We start from the raw sequence: 18,013 nt of genomic DNA, 5'->3' as shown, positions 1-18,013 counted from the left end.
GCGGATCAGATGTCTATCGTGCCCTGCAGATAGGGCGCGACCCGTCCGACCAACTCAACCCGATCCCCCAGGAGGCGGCAGCGCAGGGATCCGCCCCGGCGGGAGATCTGGCGCGCGGTGAGTTCGTTCCGGCCGAGCCGCGCCGCCCAGAACGGTGTGAGGACGCAGTGTGCGGAGCCGGTAACGGGATCCTCCGGCACGCCCTTGCGCGGCGCGAAGAAGCGGGAGACGAAGTCGACGTCGTCGCCGGGTGCGGTGACCATCACCGCCCAGCGGTCGAGGGCCGCCATGCGGCCGAAGTCGGGCGCCAGGTCGCGCACCTCGGCCTGTGTCGGGAAGACCGCGACGAAATGGTCGCGCGTCGTCAGCACCTCGGCGGGTGTCGCACCCAGCGCCTCCAGCAGGCCCGGCGCATCGTCGCACGGCTTCGCCGGGTTGGCCGGGAGATCCATGGCGAGGCTGTCGCCGTCGCGCTTCACGGTCAGGATGCCGCTGCGCGTATGGAAGCGCACGACCGAGCGCTCTGGTGCGAGGCGATTGAAGATCACCCAAGCCGAGCCGAGCGTCGCGTGGCCGCAGAGATCGACCTCGACACCCGGCGTAAACCAGCGCAGGTCGTAGTCGTCGCCGCGCGGCACGAAGAAGGCCGTCTCGGAGAGGTTGTTCTCTGCCGCGATCGCCTGCATCACGGCGTCGGGCAGCCAGGTTTCCAGCGGGCAAACGGCGGCAGGATTGCCGCCGAACACCCGGTCGGCAAAGGCATCGACCTGATAGATCGGAATAGACATCGCTCGCTCCCAGGAACCCGCCGCGTGCGGGCAGCCGTCAGGATGCACCGTTGAGCATGTATGGCGCCAGAGTGTGGACGTGGTTGAGCGGGCCGTGGCCCTTGCCGAAGCCGGGGGCCGACAGGATGGCCTCATGCACGTAGGCCCGGGCACGACGCACCGCAGCCTCGAGGTCGAGACCCTGGGCCAGTCCGGTCGCGATCGCCGACGCCAGCGAACAGCCCGTCCCGTGGGTGTGCGCGGTATCGATCCGCGGCGACGTCATCTCGATGAGGCCGTCGGCCGTCGCCAGGATGTCCGTCACATCGTCGCCGTCGAGATGCCCGCCCTTCAACAGGACCGTCTCGACGCCCAGCGTCACGAGCATGGCCGCGGCGTGCCGCATCTGGTCGAGATCGCCGATGTTCAACCCGCTCAGCGCTTCCGCTTCCGGGATGTTCGGCGTGATGATGCGCGCGATGATCGGCAGACGCCGCTTCAACGTCACGGATGCGTTGGGATCGAGCAGTGCCGCACCGCCCTTCGCGACCATCACCGGATCGAGGACCAGCGGCACGCCCGGCGCCTCGGCCACCAGGACATCGGCAACGGCATCGATCACCGCGGCGTCGTGCAGCATGCCGAGCTTTACCGCATCCGCGCCGATGTCGCGCAGGACCAGCCGGATCTGTTCCGCGATGAAGTCGGGCGGCACCGGATGGACGCCGAACACGCCCTGCGTGTTCTGCGCGGTCAGGGCCGTGATCGCGGTCATCGCATAACCGCCGAGGGCGGTCACCGTCTTGATGTCGGCCTGGATGCCGGCGCCTCCGCCGGAATCGGATCCGGCGATGATGAGGACTCGTCCTTGCAGCTTAATGGTCCGCTCCCTGCCCTGATTGTGACCGCGCGTTCAGGTCGCAGCGCGCTGAATGGCGTCGGCAACGTCGTTGACCACCGCCGTCACGAGAACCTCGTCCTCGCCCTCGGCCATGACGCGGATCAGCGGCTCGGTGCCGGACTTCCGGATCAGCAGCCGGCCGCCGCTGGCGAGCCTGGCTTCGGCGTCCGCCATGACGTGACGTACTTCCGCCTGATCGAGCGGCGACATGCCGTGGATGCGCACGTTCCGCAGGATCTGCGGCAGCGGCTCGAAGACGCGCAGCACCTCGCTCGCCGGGCGGTTCGCCTGAACGAGGCAGGACAGGATCTGCAGGGCGGCCGTCAGGCCGTCGCCCGTCGTCGCATAGTCGCTGAGCACCACATGGCCAGACTGTTCGCCGCCGACGTTCCAGCCGATCTCGCGCATGCGCTCGACGACGTAGCGGTCGCCGACCTTGGTCCGCTCCAGGCGCAGGCCGAGCGACCGCAGGTGGCGCTCCAGGCCGAGGTTCGACATCACTGTCGCGACGATGCCGTCGCCGCGCAGGCGGCCGTCGGCGCGCCAGCTCGCGGCGATCAGGCCCATGACTTGGTCGCCGTCGATCTTGCGGCCCTTCTCGTCGACCATCTGGATGCGATCCGCATCCCCATCGAGCGCGATGCCGACGTCCGCGCAGTTGGCGAGAACGGCCTCGGCCAGCGTCTCCGGGTGCGTGGCCCCGCAGCGCTCGTTGATGTTGGTGCCGTTCGGCTGCACGCCGATCGTGACGACTTCGGCACCGAGTTCCCACAGGACGTTTGGCGCAACCTTGTAGGCGGCGCCGTGGGCGCAGTCGACGACGATCTTGAGGCCGTCGAGCCGCATGCCGCGCGGGAAGCTCGACTTCACGAACTCGACATACCGCCCTCCCGCGTCGTCCATGCGGCGCGCCCGGCCGAGCTGGGAGGGGGCAGCCCGCGACTCGACCACCCTTTCGAGGTTGCCCTCGATCTCTCGCTCGACCTCGTCAGAGAGCTTAAAGCCGTCCGCGCCGAACAGCTTGATGCCGTTGTCCTCGAACGGATTGTGCGAGGCCGAAATCACGACGCCCAGGTCGGCGCGCAGCGAGCGGGTGAGCATCGCGACGGCAGGCGTCGGAATCGGGCCTACCAGCACCACATCCATGCCCATTCCGACGAACCCGGCGGTCATGGCGGGCTCAAGCAGATAACCTGACAGCCGAGTATCCTTGCCGATCACCACGGTCTGATGATGACCGTTGCGAAAGTGCAGCGCCGTCGCCATCGCGACGCGCAGGGCGGTATCGGCCGTCATCGGCTCGAGATTCGCCTTGCCGCGGATGCCGTCGGTGCCGAAAAGTTCGCGGGACATGCGCCGAATATGCTCCCTGTTGTAAACCTGGGTAAACTACCAGTTCGGGCCAGACCAACCAGCCTAGTCGTCTACCCTGAACCGAAGATGAAGACCGCTCCACACCGCGAGGGCACGAGCGGTCTCCGGCACATCATGTACACGCAGAATATCCGCGCCGCATGTGATGCCGCGCAACCCCGCGGCAATCGACGCGCCCGTGCGCTCCGCCGCCACCGCCCCGCCGCCGAGGCGCCCGAGAAATCCCTTGCGCGAGACGCCCAGCAGAACGGCGCAGCCAAGGCCCTGCAGCATGGGCAGCGCATCCAGCAAAGCCAGATTGTGGTCGAGGGTCTTGCCGAAACCGATCCCCGGATCGACCGCGATCCGGTCCCGGCCGATGCCGGCGGCGGTACAGGCGTCGATGCGGCGGGCGAGACGGTCGTAGACCTCTGTCGGGGCATGAATGTAGCGGGGTGACGCCTGCATGGTGCGCGGCTCGCCCTGCATGTGCATCAGCACCACCGCGACACCGCTCTCGGCGACGGCGGCGATACTGTCGGGATCATGTTCCAACGCACTGACATCGTTGACGATATCGGCGCCGGCGGCGATGGCGGCGCGCATGACGGGCGCGTGACGGGTGTCGATCGACACGCGCGCCCCGCCCGCCGCGGCGAGCGCACGCACCACCGGCACCACCCGCCGCAACTCCTCCTCGACCGGAACAGGTTCGGCCCCCGGCCGCGTCGACTCGCCGCCCACGTCGAGAATGTCCGCACCGCCGTCGCGCAGCGAGAGGCCGTGCGCCACGGCCGCCTCGGTCGCGAAATGCCTCCCGCCGTCGGAAAAGCTGTCCGGCGTGACGTTGACGATGCCCATCAGCCGAGGCTGGCGCAGGTCGAGCCCGGCGAAGGCGGGCCGCTCGGAGACGCGAAACGCGGCGGGAAGCAGGTCGCGCGCCCGACTACACATCTGCGTGATCGGCATCGGAACCGGCGCCGCGCCGACGCCCGGAGGCGGATGGAGGCGACACAGCGTGAAGGCGGAGCGTCCTCCGGGAAGCGGAAGCGCGACTCCGGCTTCGATCAGATCCGCAGCGGCGCGTCCCGACACGAGGCCGTCGGGCTGCGGCAGCCAGCCCTGCTCCAAAAGGCGAAAACCCCGCGCGAGCGCGGGGTCGTCGGTCCTGTCCATGGTCGCCCTCACCCGCCGGGCTGCGGCTCCGGTGCCAGGCCCGGCGGCTCTCCGCCGCCCCGGCCGGTGGTCGGGATCGAGCTGCGCGGCGGCGTCTCCGACCGGGTATATTCCTCCGGATCCGGGCGCTGGATCGGCTCGCCGCGGATGATCTTGTCGATATCGTCGCGCGACAGCGTCTCATACTCCAGCAGCGCCTTCGCGAGACGATGCAGTTCGTCCATGTGCTCCGAAAGGATGCGGCGCGCCTCGTTCTCGCCTTCTTCGACGAGCTTCCGCGTCTCCTCGTCGATCAGCGCAGCGGTGTGATCGGAAACGTTCTTGCGCTGAGCCACCGAGTGGCCGAGGAACACCTCCTCCTCGTTGTCGGCGTAGCGCAGACGACCGAGCTTGTCGCTGAAGCCGAACTCAGTGACCATCCGGCGGGCATAGTGCGTCGCGACCTTGATGTCCTGCGATGCGCCCGTCGTGATGTTCTCCTTGCCGAAGATCAGCTCCTCGGCGACGCGTCCGCCGAAAGCGCTGGCGATGAGGGCCTTCAGCTCCGTGAAGGACTGACTGAGACGGTCGCGCTCGGGCAGGAACATGGCGAGGCCGAGGGCGCGGCCGCGCGGGATGATGGTCACCTTGTGGAGCGGCTCGTGGCCCTTCACGTAGAGCATGACCAGGGCATGGCCGCCCTCGTGATAGGCCGTCAGCCGCTTCTCGTCGTCGCTCATGACCATGGAGCGACGCTCGGCGCCCATCATCACCTTGTCCTTCGCGTCCTCCATCTCGCGCATCGTGACGACGCGCTTGTTGCGGCGAGCGGCGAGGAGTGCGGCCTCGTTGATCAGGTTCGCGAGGTCGGCGCCGGAGAAGCCGGGCGTACCGCGGGCGATGACCCGTGCGTTCACGTCGGGCGCCAGCGGCACCTTGCGCATATGCACCTTCAGGATCTTCTCGCGGCCGACGATGTCGGGGTTCGGCACGACGACCTGACGGTCGAAGCGGCCGGGCCGCAGCAGCGCCGGGTCGAGGACGTCGGGGCGGTTGGTCGCGGCGATGAGGATGACGCCCTCGTTCGCCTCGAAGCCGTCCATCTCGACGAGCAGCTGGTTGAGGGTCTGCTCGCGCTCGTCGTTGCCGCCGCCGAGGCCCGCACCGCGGTGGCGGCCGACAGCGTCGATCTCGTCGATGAAGATGATGCAGGGGGCGTTCTTCTTGCCCTGCTCGAACATGTCGCGCACGCGGCTGGCGCCGACGCCCACGAACATCTCGACGAAGTCCGAGCCCGAGATCGTGAAGAAGGGCACGTTCGCCTCACCGGCGATGGCACGCGCCAGCAGCGTCTTGCCGGTGCCGGGCGGGCCGACCAGCAGCACGCCCTTCGGGATCCGGCCGCCGAGCCGCTGGAACTTCTGCGGGTCGCGGAGATATTCGACGATCTCCTCGAGTTCGGTCTTGGCCTCGTCGATGCCCGCCACGTCGTCGAAGGTGACGCGGCCGGTGCGCTCGGTCAGCAGGCGTGCCCGCGACTTGCCGAAGCCCATGGCGCGACCGCCGCCCGACTGCATCTGGCGCATGAAGAAGATCCAGACGCCGATGAGGAGCAGCATCGGGAACCAGGAGATCAGGATGCCGAACAGCGAGGGGACGTTGTCGTCCGACGGCGCGGCGGTGATGCGGACGCCGCTGTTCGTCAGCCGCTCGATGACCGGTGCGTTGTCGGGCGCGTAGGTCGAGAAGACCTTGCCGTCCGAATAGTGGCCCGTGATCTGGTTGCCCTGGATCTTGACGTCGGAAACACGGCCCGAGTCCACCTGGCTGAGGAAATCGGAGAAGGCGACGTCCGCTTGCGGACCCCGGCCCGAAGACCCCTGAAACAGGTTGAACAGCGCGATCAGCAACAGGCCGATGATGATCCAGAGCGCCAGGTTCTTGCCGAAATTGTTCAACCTAGTCCCCTATGCAGACGGGTCGCGGCCCAAGCAGGCGAAAGGCGACCCAATTCGATCGGCATCGTGAAATCCAAGATAATGCCGGCCGTGCCTCAAACAAGCGCGAAACCCGGCCCCATCAGCGGCCTCCTCGGCCGGAAGGTGGCCGACAGCGATGGAATCGCTGCGGGATCAACGCTCTCATCGGCACGCAGCGGCTCGGCCGCCGCGACGATCCCCCGCACGTCGCGCAGAACGGGCAGTCCGGCGCGCACGCTCGCCGGCAACAGGGAACGCCGGCGGTCCCGCCGCGCGGCGCCGAACGGCCCCACCGTCAGGCCCTCGCCCGAGCCGGCCGGCACAGCGATGTCGAAGCGTCCGTCCCAGTGCAGACGCTCACCCGCGGCCACCGTCAGCGTCGGCGCCACCTCCGGCTCGCGGCAGACGAGAAATGCGCCGCGTACCGCCCGCACCAGACATCCGCCCAGCGTATGCTGGCGGAAGCCGGCGTCGCGCATGCGATGGTCGAAGCGCTCGACGCGCTCGTCGCGCGGCGGCCAGTCGCCACCGCCCAGCGCGCCGGTCACCGCCGCCAGCAGCCGCAACCGCGCATCCGCCGGCGCTGCGCTGAACAGTGCGGCATCGACCAAGGCGTAGCCTTCGGGTCGCAGCGTCACCGCCGCAGCGATCAGGCCGGCCAGCGCGCCCTCGGCCGCTTGGCGCGCCCGCCCGAGCCGGCGCGCCGATGCGGCGAGCGCCGGTCCGGCCGGCGCGTGCGGCGCAGCGGCCTGCAGCAGGTCCCGGGCGCCCGTGCGCGCGAATGCGGGGTTTCGGTTCGACGGGTCGTCGAGCCAGGGAATGCCCGAGGTTTCCAGGGTGGCGCGGAGTCGCGCGCGGGTCGCCGTCAGCAGCGGGCGAACGACCCTGACCCGCCGGCGCTCGCGGATGGCCGACATGCCCGCCAGCCCGAACGGCCCGCTGCCATGCCCCAGGCGGAGCAGCAGCGTCTCGGCCTGATCGTCCGCGTGGTGCGCCACCAGCAGATGCAGAATGCCGGCAGCCGCGCAGGCGTCTTCCAGAAGACGGTAGCGTGCGGCGCGCGCCGCCGCCTGAATGCCCGCGGCGGGCTTCGCCCCCTCCCAGCGGAGCACATGCTGCGCCACGCCTTCTCGGGCGAGGATTCTGCCGGCGTCCGCCGCTTCCGCCGCGGCGCCCTCGCGCAGCCCGTGGTCGACCGTCAGGGCGAGCACGCTGCCGTCGCATGCGCGGCACCAGCGATCGGCCAGGACGGCCAGGGCGATGCTGTCCGATCCGCCCGATACGGCCACCGCCAGCCGCGGCTCGGCTTCGAACGGACCGAGCGCCGCCATCCAGGCGCCGAACTCCGCGTCGCCGACAGGTGTCGCGCTGCCCGACTCCACGTCAGCCACGGCTGCTGAACGACGATCAGCCGCAGGCGAGCTGGCTGCGCTCCTGCTCGGCACGCTGGCGGATGCGGCTGTCGGCGTTCCCATGGTCGCGGAGCAGCTTGTCGAGCGCCACGCAGGCCTCCTGCTTCTTCTGCAGCGCGGAGAGGGACAGGCCGAGCTTCAGCAGATTGTCCGGCGCCTTGCTGCCGCTCGGCGCCTTCTGATAGCTCTCCAGGAACATGCTGGCCGCCTCGGGATACTCGCGGCGCACATAGTAGGTCTCCGCCAGCCAATAGCGCGCATTGTCGGCGAGCTGGCCGTCCGGATGCTTCTGGATGAACTGCTTGAACGCGGATTCCGCCTCGGCATAGCGCGTCTGGGACATGAGCTGCTGGGCGAAGGCGTACTGGTCCATCGCCGAGCCGCTCGGCAGCGTGACGTTCGCCTGCGGACGCTGCTCCGTCGCGGGGGAACGCGTTCCGGCCGACAACGTCGTGTCGGCGGACCGCTCGCCGCCGCCTGCCGCGGACGCCGCGGGCGGCGTCGCACCACCGGCAGCCGGCGCACCCGCCCCGCCGCCCTCGCGCAGCGCGCGTTCGATGCTGGTGAGGCGGAAGTCCACGTCGGCGACGAGCTTGTCCAGGCGATCCTGCAGCCGCCGGACGTTGTAGGTCATGTCCTCGACCTTGCCGGTCACCGAGCGCAGCTCGCTCTCCATGGCATTCAGGCGGACCTCCACCCGCTCCCGGTACGGGTCGACGCCGGCGACGGGGTCGCTTCCCCGCGGATCGTAACGCTGCGCATCGGCGATCGACGGAGCGGCGAGCACGAGACCGGCCAGCAGGACCGGGTGAAATCGGCGAAGGGTCATGGGCTTTTCATGCTCTCTGTCGCGAGGACGGCCCGACGGCCGCGATCGTTGGCAGTCTAGCAGAGATGGGTTGCAGGCCGATTGCTCGGCAAGGGGCGGCGCCCGAAGCGATCAATGGAAGCGGGCGGCCGAGAAGGGCGTCGGGTCGACGCGCGGCGGCCGGCCGCCGACCAGATCCGCCACGATGCCGCCTGTGATGGCGGAGCCGGTGAGGCCGAGATGGCCGTGGCCGAAGGCGTAGATCACGTTCGACGAACCCGGGGCGCGCCCGATCACTGGCAGCGAGTCGGGCGTCGACGGACGATGCCCCATCCAGCGGCTGGTGGTCTCGGTCGAGAGGGTCGCGAAGGCGCGGCGGGCGTGCTCGACCAGCTTGTCCGCCCTGCCCCAGTTGGGCGCGGCGTCGAGGCCGGCAAACTCGACGGTCCCGGCGAGGCGCAGGCCCATGTTCATCGTCGTCGCCATGAAGCGCCGCTCGATGAAGCTGACCGGCCGGCGGGTCGGGACCGGCTGGTGGCCAACGACCATGTGGTAGCCACGCTCACTCTCCAGCGGCACCTTGTCGCCGATCTGCGCCGCCAGCCGGTGCGACCAGGCGCCGGCCGCGACCACCACCGCGTCGGCCGGCCGCAGACCGGCATCGGTCCGGAGACCGGTGACCCCGTCGGGGCAGCTCTCGAATCCGAGCACGCGCTCGGCACGGATCTCGCCGCCTTCGCGCCGCAGCACCTCGGCATAGGCCTGCACCAGCCCGCCCGGATCGAGCGTATGGCCGCCCTCGGGCAGGAAGACGCCGTGGCGGAAGATCGGCGCCAGGGCCGGCTCCATCTGCCGCAGCTCGTGCGCATCGAGTTCCTGCACCTCGACGCCGTGCTCGCGCATCAGCGCGCGGTTGCCGGCGTCACCCGCGAAGCCCTCGTCCGTCTCGTAGACGTAGAGCCCGCCGTTCTGCTGGATCAGGCCGGTCGCCCCCGCGAGCGCCGCCAGTTCGCGGTGCGCATCGATCGCGGGCGCATGCAGCGAGCGCAGCGCCTTCACCTGCCCGAGCACCCGGTCGCGCCGGCCGGCCGCCACGAACTGCAGGAGCCAGGGTGCGACGCGCGGCAGGTAGCCCATGCGGATGGCGAGCGGCCCGAGCGGGTCCATCAGCCATCCTGGAACCTTCTTCAGGATGCCGGGGCCGGACATCGGGATGCAGGACTGGCTGCTGATGGCGCCGGCATTGCCGAACGAGGTCTGCGTGCCCGGCGCCTCGGGGTCGTAGACGGTCACGTCGTGGCCGTCGCGGCGGAGTTGGAGGGCGCAGCAGATTCCCACCACGCCCGCACCGATCACCGCAACCCGCTTCGCCATGTGCCGCCCCCTCGCCGATGCAGCGGACAGCTTAATAGGCGCGCGCGCGGAGGAAAGCCTATTCCCGTCCGTCCGGGTTCAGCGCCGGTCGCGCGGGTCGGGCACGCCTTCGCGCCGGGCAAGCTCCGCCCAGACGTCGGCGGGGTCGATATCGCGGTCCGCCCACAGCACGAGGAGGTGATAGACGAGGTCGGCGCTCTCCGAGACGAGGCGCTCGCGGTCGCCACGCATGGCCTCGATCACCGTCTCGACAGCCTCCTCGCCCACCTTCTGGGCGATCTTCGCGGTGCCGGCGGCGAAGAGCTTGGCCGTGCGCGACGACGCCGGGTCGGCGCCCCGGCGGGTGCGGATCACCGCGCTGAGGCGCTCCAGGACGGCACTGTCGGCCACTGCTGTCGGCTTCGGCGCGACGGGATCAGACATGGGCGCGCTCCTCGCGCACGGCGATGCCGGCCTGGCGCAGGTGCGCCTTCGCCTCGCCGATCGAATATTCGCCGAAATGGAAGATGGACGCCGCGAGCACGGCGGCGGCGTGCCCCTCACGGACTCCGTCGACCAGATGGTCGAGGTTGCCGACGCCGCCGGACGCGATCACCGGGACCCGGACCGCATCGGAGACGGCCCGCGTCAGCGCGTTGTCGAAGCCCTGGCGCGTGCCGTCACGATCCATCGCGGTCAGCAGGATCTCGCCGGCGCCGAGTTCGACCATGCGCTGCGCCCAGGCCACCGTCTCCAGGCCGGTCTCGCGCCGACCGCCGTGGGTGAAGACCTCCCAGCGACCGGGACCCACCTGCTTGGCGTCGATGGCGACGACGATGCACTGGCTGCCGAACTTCTCCGCACCCTCGCGTACGAACTCCGGCCGGGTGACCGCCGCGGTGTTGATCGACACCTTGTCGGCCCCGGCGAGCAGCAGCTTGCGGATGTCCTCGACGGTGCGCACGCCGCCGCCGACGGTCAGCGGCATGAAGCACTGCTCGGCGGTGCCGCGCACCACGTCATAGAGCGTGTCGCGGTTCTCGTGGCTGGCGGTGATGTCGAGGAAGCAGAGTTCGTCGGCCCCGGCGGCGTCGTAGACGCGCGCCTGCTCGACCGGGTCACCGGCGTCGCGCAGGTCGACGAAGCGCACGCCCTTCACGACGCGGCCGGCATGCACGTCCAGACACGGGATGATCCGGACCTTCAGCATCGCTTCAACTCCCCTGGCGCAGCAGCGCCAGCGCGGCCACCGGATCGATCCGGCCGTCATAAAGGGCACGGCCGGAAATCACGCCCTCGATACCGGCCTTCTCCTGATCCTTCAGCAGGCGGAGATCGGCCAGCGACGACACGCCGCCCGACGCGATGACGGGCGTCGTGAGCGCCCAGGCGAGGTCGACGGTGGCGTCCGTGTTCACCCCGCCCATCGCGCCGTCCCGTTCGATATCGGTGAAGACGATGGCCGCGACGCCGGCATCCTCGAAGCGCAGCGCCAGGTCCAGGGCCTTTACCTTGGACGTCTGCGTCCAGCCCTCGACCGCGACCATGCCGTCGCGCGCATCGATGCTGACGACGATCCTGTCGGGGAACCGGCGGCAGGCCTCATGGACGAACTGCGGGTCGCGTACCGCGATGGTGCCGAGGATAACCCGGCGGATGCCCTTCTCCAGCCACATCTCGACGGTGGCCATGTCGCGGATACCGCCGCCGAGCTGTACCGGGATCTGTACGGCATCGACGATGCGCGACACCGCGTCGCCGTTCACCGGATGCCCCTCGACCGCCCCGTTCAGGTCGACCAGGTGGAGCCATTCGAAACCCTGCGCGGCGAAGGTCATCGCCTGCGCCGCAGGGTCCTCGTTGAACACGGTGACCTGCCCCATGTCACCACGGAGCAGGCGGACGCACTTACCGTCCTTCAGGTCGATGGCGGGAAACAGGATCATGATTCGGCTTCTCGGCGGCGGCTGAGTTCCTTGTAGAAGAAAAGCCCCGCCACGTCCTGCCCCCGCACGCGGGCGTAATGCGGATGCGTTCCCCAATGGGTGAAGCCGAGCGATTCGTAAAGCTTTATGGCTGCCACCTGGGTCTCGCGCACGTCCAGGTTGAGCGTGCGGAGCCCTTCGGCCCGCGCGCGCGCCTCGACGGCCTCGACCAGCATTCGCGCCAGACCGTGGCCGCGTGCCCAGGGGGCGACGAACTCGCTCTGCATGTGCGCCAGATAGCGTTGCGCCTCATTGTTGCGCGGCGACTTCACCAGCTGCGCCGAACCGCAGGCGACGCCGTCGAGGCGCGCGACGAACAGCTCCCGCTCCGGTACCAGCAGGACGCCGCGCCAATACGCCTCCAGCGTTCGGCGCGGCGGCGGCTTCAGCCAGCCGAAGCCGCCGCCGTCGATGATCGCCACGTCGGTCGCCTCGCACAGATCGTGCAGGTCGATGTCGGATAGCTCTGTTACGCGCTCGACGAACGCCTTGGGCTTGCGCATGCGGTCTTCACGGACGCCAGGCTAGGAAATTGGCCAGAAGGCGCAGGCCGTTCGCCTGGCTCTTCTCGGGATGGAACTGCGTGCCGGCCATGTTGTCGCGGCCGACCACCGCGGCGATCGAGCCGCCATACGAGACGGTCGCCAGACATTGGGCCGGATCCGTGCAGCGCAGCGCATAGGAATGCACGAAATAGAAATGCGCCCCGGTCTCGATCCCCGAAAAGATCGGATGGGCGGGCGCATCGATCTGCAGTTCGTTCCAGCCCATGTGCGGCACCTTCAGGCCGCCCGCCGGCTCGATCGCCTCGACGGCACCGGCGATCCAGCCGAGCCCGCGATGCACCCCGTGCTCGACGCCGCGCTCGGCCATCAGCTGCATGCCGACGCAGATGCCGAGGAAGGGGCGGCCGCCGCGGATCACCGCGTCGTCGAGCGCCTCCAGCATGCCGGGAAGCGCGGAGAGGCCGGCCATGCAGTCGCCGAAGGCACCGACGCCCGGCAGGACCACGCGGTCGGCCGCAGCGATCTCGGCCGCCGAACTGGTGACAAGGATGCGCTCGCCCTTCCCGCTCTCGGCCGCGGCACGCTCGAAGGCCTTGGCGGCGGATCGAAGGTTGCCGGAACCGTAGTCGACGATCGCGACCGTCATCGCAGTACCATGCCCTCGTCATGCTGGAAGAGGCGCCATTCGGCAGCCTCGCGGTTGGCGGCGACGACCGAGGATCCGTCGTCCCAGCCCCGGCGGCGCAGCGATGCACGGCGCCAGTCGTTGGCACTGGTGCCGATGAAGATCGAGAAGCCGAGCCCGAGCGCCGCCTGCGCGGTCTGGGACAACCCCGCCAGTTCCCCGCCGGCGCCGACGGCCAGGGAACCCGCCAGAAGCAGCACGGCGGTCAGCCACATCCGGTGCCACAGCGCCCAGACGAAAGTCAGGAAGAACGCCGGCCAGCAGAAGCCGTCCTTCACCACCAGGACCTCCGGCCCCGAATAGAGGCCGGCATCGTGCAGGTGGGTCGTCCACATCCGCATCTTCATCGGCGGACCGTCATCATTCGCTCAGCGTGCCCTTGGTGGACGGCACCGCGCCCGCGGCGCGCTCGTCGATCTCGACCGCCTGGCGCAGCGCCCGTGCCAGACCCTTGAAGCAGGTTTCCACGATATGGTGGCTGTTGCCGCCATAGAGGTTCTCGACGTGCAGCGTGGCGCCGGCATTCTGAGCGAAGGCCTGGAAGAACTCGCGGAACAGCTCGGTATCCATCTGGCCAAGCTGCTGCGTCGGAAAATCAACCTTCCAGACGAGATAGGCGCGGTTCGACAGGTCGATGGCGACGCGCGTCAGCGCCTCGTCCATCGGCAGGTAGGACATGCCGTAGCGCCGGATGCCGGCGCGGTTGCCGAGCGCCTTCGCCACCGCCTGCCCGATGGCGATGCCGGTGTCCTCGGTCGTGTGGTGACAGTCGATGTGCAGGTCGCCCTCGGCCGCGACATCGAGGTCGATCATGCCGTGCTTGCCGAGCTGCTCGAGCATGTGGTCGAGGAAACCGATCCCGGTCGCGACGCGGCACGCACCGGTGCCGTCGAGGTCGACGCGGACCCTGATCTTCGTCTCCTTCGTGATGCGCTCGACGCTCGCCTCACGCATGCGACCTGCTCCCCCGTTTCGCGAGCGCGACTTGTAGCAAGGGCGGCAGGGCATGGCCAGCAATACGGCGCCGGCCCCCGGGGTGGCAGCCGGGCACCCGGCCGATCCCCTGCCCCTCACCCCCCGCCCTTGATCCGGGGGCGCCCGCCCCCACATCCGGACGGCCCGCCGCCGGACAGTTCGCCTCCGGAACCGGCGGTTTCAGCCGAGCGACGGACCAGCATAGATGAGCGAGACCACCCCAGTCTGGCACGGCACCACCATCCTCTGCGTGCGCAAGGCGGGACGCGTCGTCATCGCCGGCGACGGACAGGTGAGCCTGGGCCAGACCGTGATCAAGTCGAACGCACGTAAGGTGCGGCGCCTGGGCGACGGACACGTCGTCGCGGGCTTCGCCGGTGCCACGGCGGACGCATTCGCCCTCTTCGAGCGCCTGGAAGGCAAGCTGGAGCAGCACCGCGGCCAGTTGGCTCGCGCCTGCGTCGAACTCGCCAAGGACTGGCGCACCGACCGCTATCTGCGCCGGCTGGAGGCGATGATGGCCGTCGCCGACTCCCAGGTTTCGCTGGTGCTCACCGGCACGGGCGACGTGCTGGAGCCGGAGGACGGCTTGATCGGCATCGGCTCCGGCGGATCCTTCGCCCTCGCCGCGGCGCGCGCGCTGCTGCCGGTCGACGGCTTCGACGCCGAGCAGATCGCCCGGCGCGCGCTCGGCATCGCCGCCGACATCTGCGTCTACACGAACGGCAACATCGTCATCGAGAGCCTGGAATCGTCGACTTGACCTCCTTCAGCCCCCGCGAGATCGTCTCCGAACTCGACCGCTTCATCGTCGGCCAGCACGACGCCAAGCGTGCCGTCGCGATCGCCCTGCGCAACCGCTGGCGCCGGCAGCAGCTGCCGGAAGGCCTGCGCGAGGAGGTCCTGCCGAAGAACATCCTGATGATCGGCCCGACCGGCTGCGGCAAGACCGAGATCGCCCGTCGCCTGGCGAAGCTGGCGCAGGCGCCGTTCATCAAGGTCGAGGCGACCAAGTTCACCGAGGTCGGCTATGTCGGCCGCGACGTCGAATCGATCGTCCGCGACCTGATCGAGATCTCGATCGGCATGACGCGCGAGCGCCTGCGCAAGGAAGTGCAGGCGAAGGCGCAGCTCGCCGCCGAGGAGCGGGTGATCGACGCCCTTGTCGGCAAGACCGCCAGCCCCGACACGCGGCAGAAATTCCGGGTGATGCTGCGCAACGGCGACCTCGACAAGCGCGAGATCGAGTTGGAGATGCAGGACAATTCCGGCATGCAGATGCCGACCATGGACATCCCGGGCATGCCGGGCGGCCAGATGGGCATGGTCAACCTGGGCGACATGCTGGGCAAGGCGTTCGGCGGCCGCACCCGCAAGCGCAAGATGATGGTCGTCGACGCGCACGAGCCGCTGATCGCCGAGGAGAGCGACAAGCTCCTGGACCAGGACGCCGTGACGCGCGAGGCGATCGAGCTGGTCGAGCAGCACGGCATCGTCTTCCTCGACGAGGTCGACAAGATCTGTGCGCGCAGCGACCGCAGCGGCGCCGACGTGTCGCGCGAGGGCGTGCAGCGCGACCTGCTGCCGCTGATCGAGGGCACGACCGTCGCCACCAAGCACGGCCCGGTGAAGACAGACCACGTGCTCTTCATCGCCTCCGGCGCGTTCCACCTGGCGAAGCCTTCGGACCTGCTGCCGGAACTGCAGGGCCGGCTGCCGATCCGGGTCGAGCTGTCGCCGCTGAACCGCGAAGACTTCGTGCGCATCCTGACCGAGCCCGAGGCGAGTCTCGTCAAGCAGTACAAGGCGCTGATGGGCACCGAGGGGATGGTGCTGGATTTCACCGACGATGCGGTCGACACGCTCGCCGAGCTCGCCGCCGACATCAACACGTCGGTCGAGAACATCGGCGCGCGGCGCCTGCACACGGTGCTGGAGCGGCTGCTCGAGGAAATCAGCTTCACCGCCTCCGACCGCGGCGGCGAGTCCGTGACGATCGACGCCGCCTATGTGCGGGAGAAGGTCGGCAGCCTCGCGAAGAACGCCGACCTCTCCAAGTTCATCCTCTAGCCGCGGCTCAGGGCTTCGACAGGCCGTCGAAGTCCACCGCCGCGGCATAGGCGATCTTGGCGTCCTGCGGCGCGCTGCCGGATACCATCACCAGATACTTGCCCGCCATCAGCTGGACGTCGCCGTCCTGAGTGACGATGCCGCGCTGCTTGCCGATCCGCTGGGCGCGGCCGCCGGCCGCACCCGCCATCGCGGGATTGGAGAACATCATCGACATCGCCTGGATCATCGGCGAATCGCCGATGATCCGCACCTCGACCTCGTCGTCGCCCTTGCGGTAGGTGCGTCCGGCGGAGATGCCGGCGCCGTACATCGCCGCGCTGGTCGCCTCGGCGTCCTCGGCCGTCCAGCCGGAGAGCGGTTCCGGCAGGTGGCGGCCCAGGTCGTCCGCCTTGCGCTGGCCGAGCAGCTGGGTGGCGAAGTCGAGTGCCTCCTTCGCCTCGCCGATCTTGCCGGCCTCGTAGAGCGTCAGGGCGTTGCGGATCTCGTCCGCGATCTCGTCGGCCAGAGCGGGCGCGACGCCGGCGCCGGCGCCGGCGAGCAGGAGGCCGAAGGCCGCGGAGCGGAACAGGCGGCGCGTGCGGTTCATGGTACTTCCTTCCGTGTCTCGGCCCGGCTTTCCGCCGAGGCGTCCGATGCGGCACGACGTGTCCGTGCCGCGGCGTCGGAATGGCTATTTCACGCCGAGCCGCGGCGAGGCAACCCGGCGAGCGGCGTTTCCTCCTCCGACCTGCATGCGGTGTGACCTATGCCACGCGCAGCCGCCGGATCGCGCCGGACAGATAGAGACCCAGCAGGACCGCCAACGCGCCCACATTGACCGCGACGAGGCCCTCCAACCCCAAGCGGGGTCCGACAATCGCCGCAGCGGCGACATAGGTCCCCATCGCGGCGAGGGTGGCGAGCAGCCGCCATGTCTGCGCGCCCGCCGCGAGCAGCACGATCCCCGCCCCGGCGGCGAGGCAGCGCACGCAGACGAGCACTCCGAGCAGCGGTGCGAGCGCCGCCGTCTGCGCATAGTCGCCGCCGTAGACGGCGAGAACGATGCCGTCACCCCATGCGGCGAACACCAGGAGGAAGGCGCAGCCGAGCCCCGCGAAGACCGCGAAGACGCGCCGGGCCTGCAGCGCGAAGGCCGGCCGGTGGCCGAGGCGGGCGACCAGCGACGGTACGAAGACGCCGGCCAGAGCCTGGGCCGCGACCAGCGCGACGACCACGAAGCGCACCCCCGCCTGATAGGCGCCCGCCGCCGCCTCGCCCAGCACCAGCTTCACCACCACCGTGTCGACCTGCAGGAAGGCACCGGTCGCGACCGACTCGCCGGCGAAGACGGCGCCCGCGCGCAGGGTCTCCAGGGCGCCCGCCCCCGCGCTGCCGGGCGCCGCAGTCACGGCCCGAAGCATGAGGAACGCCCCCGCCGCATGCGCGAGCCGCCCGGCGAACAGCGCCAGGGCCACCGCCTCCTGCCCAGGAAGGATCAAGGCCGCGGCGACGCCGGCGACGAAGAACACGCCGTTGCCGAAGGCCGACGCGCGCGCCTCGGCGTCGAAGCGACCGATGCCGCGGCAGGCGGCCGCCGCCGTTTCGGCGAGGTTCAGCGCGACGAAAGCGCCGAACAGCGGCAGCAGCAGATCGGGAGGGGGCCCGATTCCGAAGCTGCCGATCGCGAGAACCGCCACGAGCAGAGGCGGCACGAGCAGGCACTGGGCGACAACGCCGCTGCGCACCTGGGCACCCGCCCTCGCCGGGTCGACGGCGGCATCCCGCATCGTCTTCTGCGACAAGCCCCAGCCGCCGACGAGCCCGAGCAGTGCCGCGACCGCGGTCGCATAGGCGAACCCGCCGAACTGCTCCGGGCCCCACAGGCGTGCCAGCACCATCAGCAGCACGGCGTTCGCGAGAAAGCGGGCGCCGTGCGACACGAAGGACAGAAGGACGCCGCTCACGCGCATGCGGCGCCCGGTGCCGCCCGGACGCGGGCGCATCGTTCTCGTCTGCCGTTCACTGCCGCCCCCGCCGCCCGGCGCCGTCCCCCACCCCGATCGCGCGAAGGTGTGACGGCCG

Annotated in this window: 19 protein-coding genes; 2 read left to right on the top strand and 17 right to left on the bottom strand. The window is 69.8% G+C overall.

Features of this window, described 5'->3' with window-relative positions; all coding sequences use genetic code 11:
- Positions 1-5: 5 nt before the first annotated feature.
- The 15 genes from ABIE65_RS24610 to hisB form a co-directional block, all read right to left on the bottom strand.
- Positions 6-788, bottom strand: coding sequence for a PhzF family phenazine biosynthesis protein (locus tag ABIE65_RS24610; protein WP_354081436.1), 783 nt, complete (start codon positions 786-788; stop codon positions 6-8).
- A 37-nt stretch (positions 789-825) separates the two neighbouring features.
- Positions 826-1,641, bottom strand: coding sequence for a bifunctional hydroxymethylpyrimidine kinase/phosphomethylpyrimidine kinase (thiD, locus tag ABIE65_RS24605; protein ID WP_354081453.1), 816 nt, complete (start codon positions 1,639-1,641; stop codon positions 826-828).
- A 39-nt stretch (positions 1,642-1,680) separates the two neighbouring features.
- Positions 1,681-3,021 (bottom strand): phosphoglucosamine mutase, encoded by a 1,341-nt coding sequence (gene glmM / locus ABIE65_RS24600; RefSeq protein WP_354081435.1) that lies wholly within the window; start codon positions 3,019-3,021, stop codon positions 1,681-1,683.
- A gap of 63 nt (positions 3,022-3,084) precedes the next feature.
- Positions 3,085-3,882, bottom strand: coding sequence for a dihydropteroate synthase (folP, locus tag ABIE65_RS24595; protein ID WP_354081434.1), 798 nt, complete (start codon positions 3,880-3,882; stop codon positions 3,085-3,087).
- Between the two features lie 323 nt (positions 3,883-4,205).
- Positions 4,206-6,134, bottom strand: a complete 1,929-nt coding sequence (gene ftsH / locus ABIE65_RS24590; protein WP_354081433.1) for an ATP-dependent zinc metalloprotease FtsH — start codon at positions 6,132-6,134, stop codon at positions 4,206-4,208.
- Positions 6,135-6,229: 95 nt separating this feature from the next.
- On the bottom strand, positions 6,230-7,546 hold the full coding sequence (tilS, locus tag ABIE65_RS24585; protein ID WP_354081432.1) for a tRNA lysidine(34) synthetase TilS: 1,317 nt from the start codon (positions 7,544-7,546) through the stop codon (positions 6,230-6,232).
- 16 nt (positions 7,547-7,562) lie between these two features.
- The gene (gene ybgF / locus ABIE65_RS24580; protein WP_354081431.1) at positions 7,563-8,396 is read right to left on the bottom strand and encodes a tol-pal system protein YbgF; all 834 of its coding nucleotides are present in this window, start codon (positions 8,394-8,396) and stop codon (positions 7,563-7,565) included.
- A gap of 111 nt (positions 8,397-8,507) precedes the next feature.
- The gene (locus ABIE65_RS24575) at positions 8,508-9,749 is read right to left on the bottom strand and encodes an NAD(P)/FAD-dependent oxidoreductase (protein ID WP_354081430.1); all 1,242 of its coding nucleotides are present in this window, start codon (positions 9,747-9,749) and stop codon (positions 8,508-8,510) included.
- A 78-nt stretch (positions 9,750-9,827) separates the two neighbouring features.
- Positions 9,828-10,172 carry a phosphoribosyl-ATP diphosphatase gene (locus ABIE65_RS24570; protein WP_354081429.1) on the bottom strand — a complete coding sequence of 115 codons (345 nt, stop codon included), beginning with the start codon at positions 10,170-10,172 and terminating at the stop codon, positions 9,828-9,830.
- Complete coding sequence (hisF, locus tag ABIE65_RS24565) at positions 10,165-10,938, bottom strand: imidazole glycerol phosphate synthase subunit HisF (RefSeq protein WP_354081428.1); 774 nt, start codon at positions 10,936-10,938, stop codon at positions 10,165-10,167. Before hisF ends, ABIE65_RS24570 begins: the two co-directional genes overlap by 8 nt.
- Positions 10,939-10,942: 4 nt before the next feature.
- Positions 10,943-11,674, bottom strand: a complete 732-nt coding sequence (hisA, locus tag ABIE65_RS24560; RefSeq protein ID WP_354081427.1) for a 1-(5-phosphoribosyl)-5-[(5-phosphoribosylamino)methylideneamino]imidazole-4-carboxamide isomerase — start codon at positions 11,672-11,674, stop codon at positions 10,943-10,945.
- The gene (locus ABIE65_RS24555) at positions 11,671-12,216 is read right to left on the bottom strand and encodes a GNAT family N-acetyltransferase (RefSeq protein WP_354081426.1); all 546 of its coding nucleotides are present in this window, start codon (positions 12,214-12,216) and stop codon (positions 11,671-11,673) included. Before ABIE65_RS24555 ends, hisA begins: the two co-directional genes overlap by 4 nt.
- A 7-nt stretch (positions 12,217-12,223) precedes the next feature.
- Entirely contained in the window at positions 12,224-12,865 is a 642-nt protein-coding gene (gene hisH / locus ABIE65_RS24550) for an imidazole glycerol phosphate synthase subunit HisH (protein WP_354081425.1), read from the bottom strand.
- Positions 12,862-13,251: a DUF2628 domain-containing protein gene (locus ABIE65_RS24545; RefSeq protein WP_354081424.1), complete on the bottom strand. Its 390-nt coding sequence runs from the start codon at positions 13,249-13,251 to the stop codon at positions 12,862-12,864. Before ABIE65_RS24545 ends, hisH begins: the two co-directional genes overlap by 4 nt.
- A gap of 13 nt (positions 13,252-13,264) precedes the next feature.
- Positions 13,265-13,858 (bottom strand): imidazoleglycerol-phosphate dehydratase HisB, encoded by a 594-nt coding sequence (gene hisB, locus ABIE65_RS24540; protein ID WP_354081423.1) that lies wholly within the window; start codon positions 13,856-13,858, stop codon positions 13,265-13,267.
- 226 nt (positions 13,859-14,084) lie between these two features.
- Between hisB and hslV the strand changes: the two genes are divergently transcribed.
- Entirely contained in the window at positions 14,085-14,642 is a 558-nt protein-coding gene (gene hslV / locus ABIE65_RS24535; protein WP_354081422.1) for an ATP-dependent protease subunit HslV, read from the top strand.
- The gene (gene hslU, locus ABIE65_RS24530) at positions 14,639-15,949 is read left to right on the top strand and encodes an ATP-dependent protease ATPase subunit HslU (protein WP_354081421.1); all 1,311 of its coding nucleotides are present in this window, start codon (positions 14,639-14,641) and stop codon (positions 15,947-15,949) included. The genes hslV and hslU overlap by 4 nt, the downstream gene beginning before the upstream one ends.
- 7 nt (positions 15,950-15,956) lie before the next feature.
- On the opposite strand, the gene ABIE65_RS24525 is transcribed toward hslU, so the two are convergent.
- A complete protein-coding gene (locus ABIE65_RS24525) occupies positions 15,957-16,538 on the bottom strand; it encodes a hypothetical protein (RefSeq protein ID WP_354081420.1) in 582 nt (193 codons plus the stop codon).
- Between the two features lie 157 nt (positions 16,539-16,695).
- A complete protein-coding gene (locus ABIE65_RS24520; protein ID WP_354081419.1) occupies positions 16,696-17,934 on the bottom strand; it encodes a lipopolysaccharide biosynthesis protein in 1,239 nt (412 codons plus the stop codon).
- Positions 17,935-18,013: the final 79 nt, after the last annotated feature.

The organism is Constrictibacter sp. MBR-5, assembly GCF_040549485.1.
Taxonomy (GTDB): Bacteria; Pseudomonadota; Alphaproteobacteria; order JAJUGE01; family JAJUGE01; genus Constrictibacter.
This window is presented reverse-complemented; position numbering and strand designations above follow the sequence as displayed.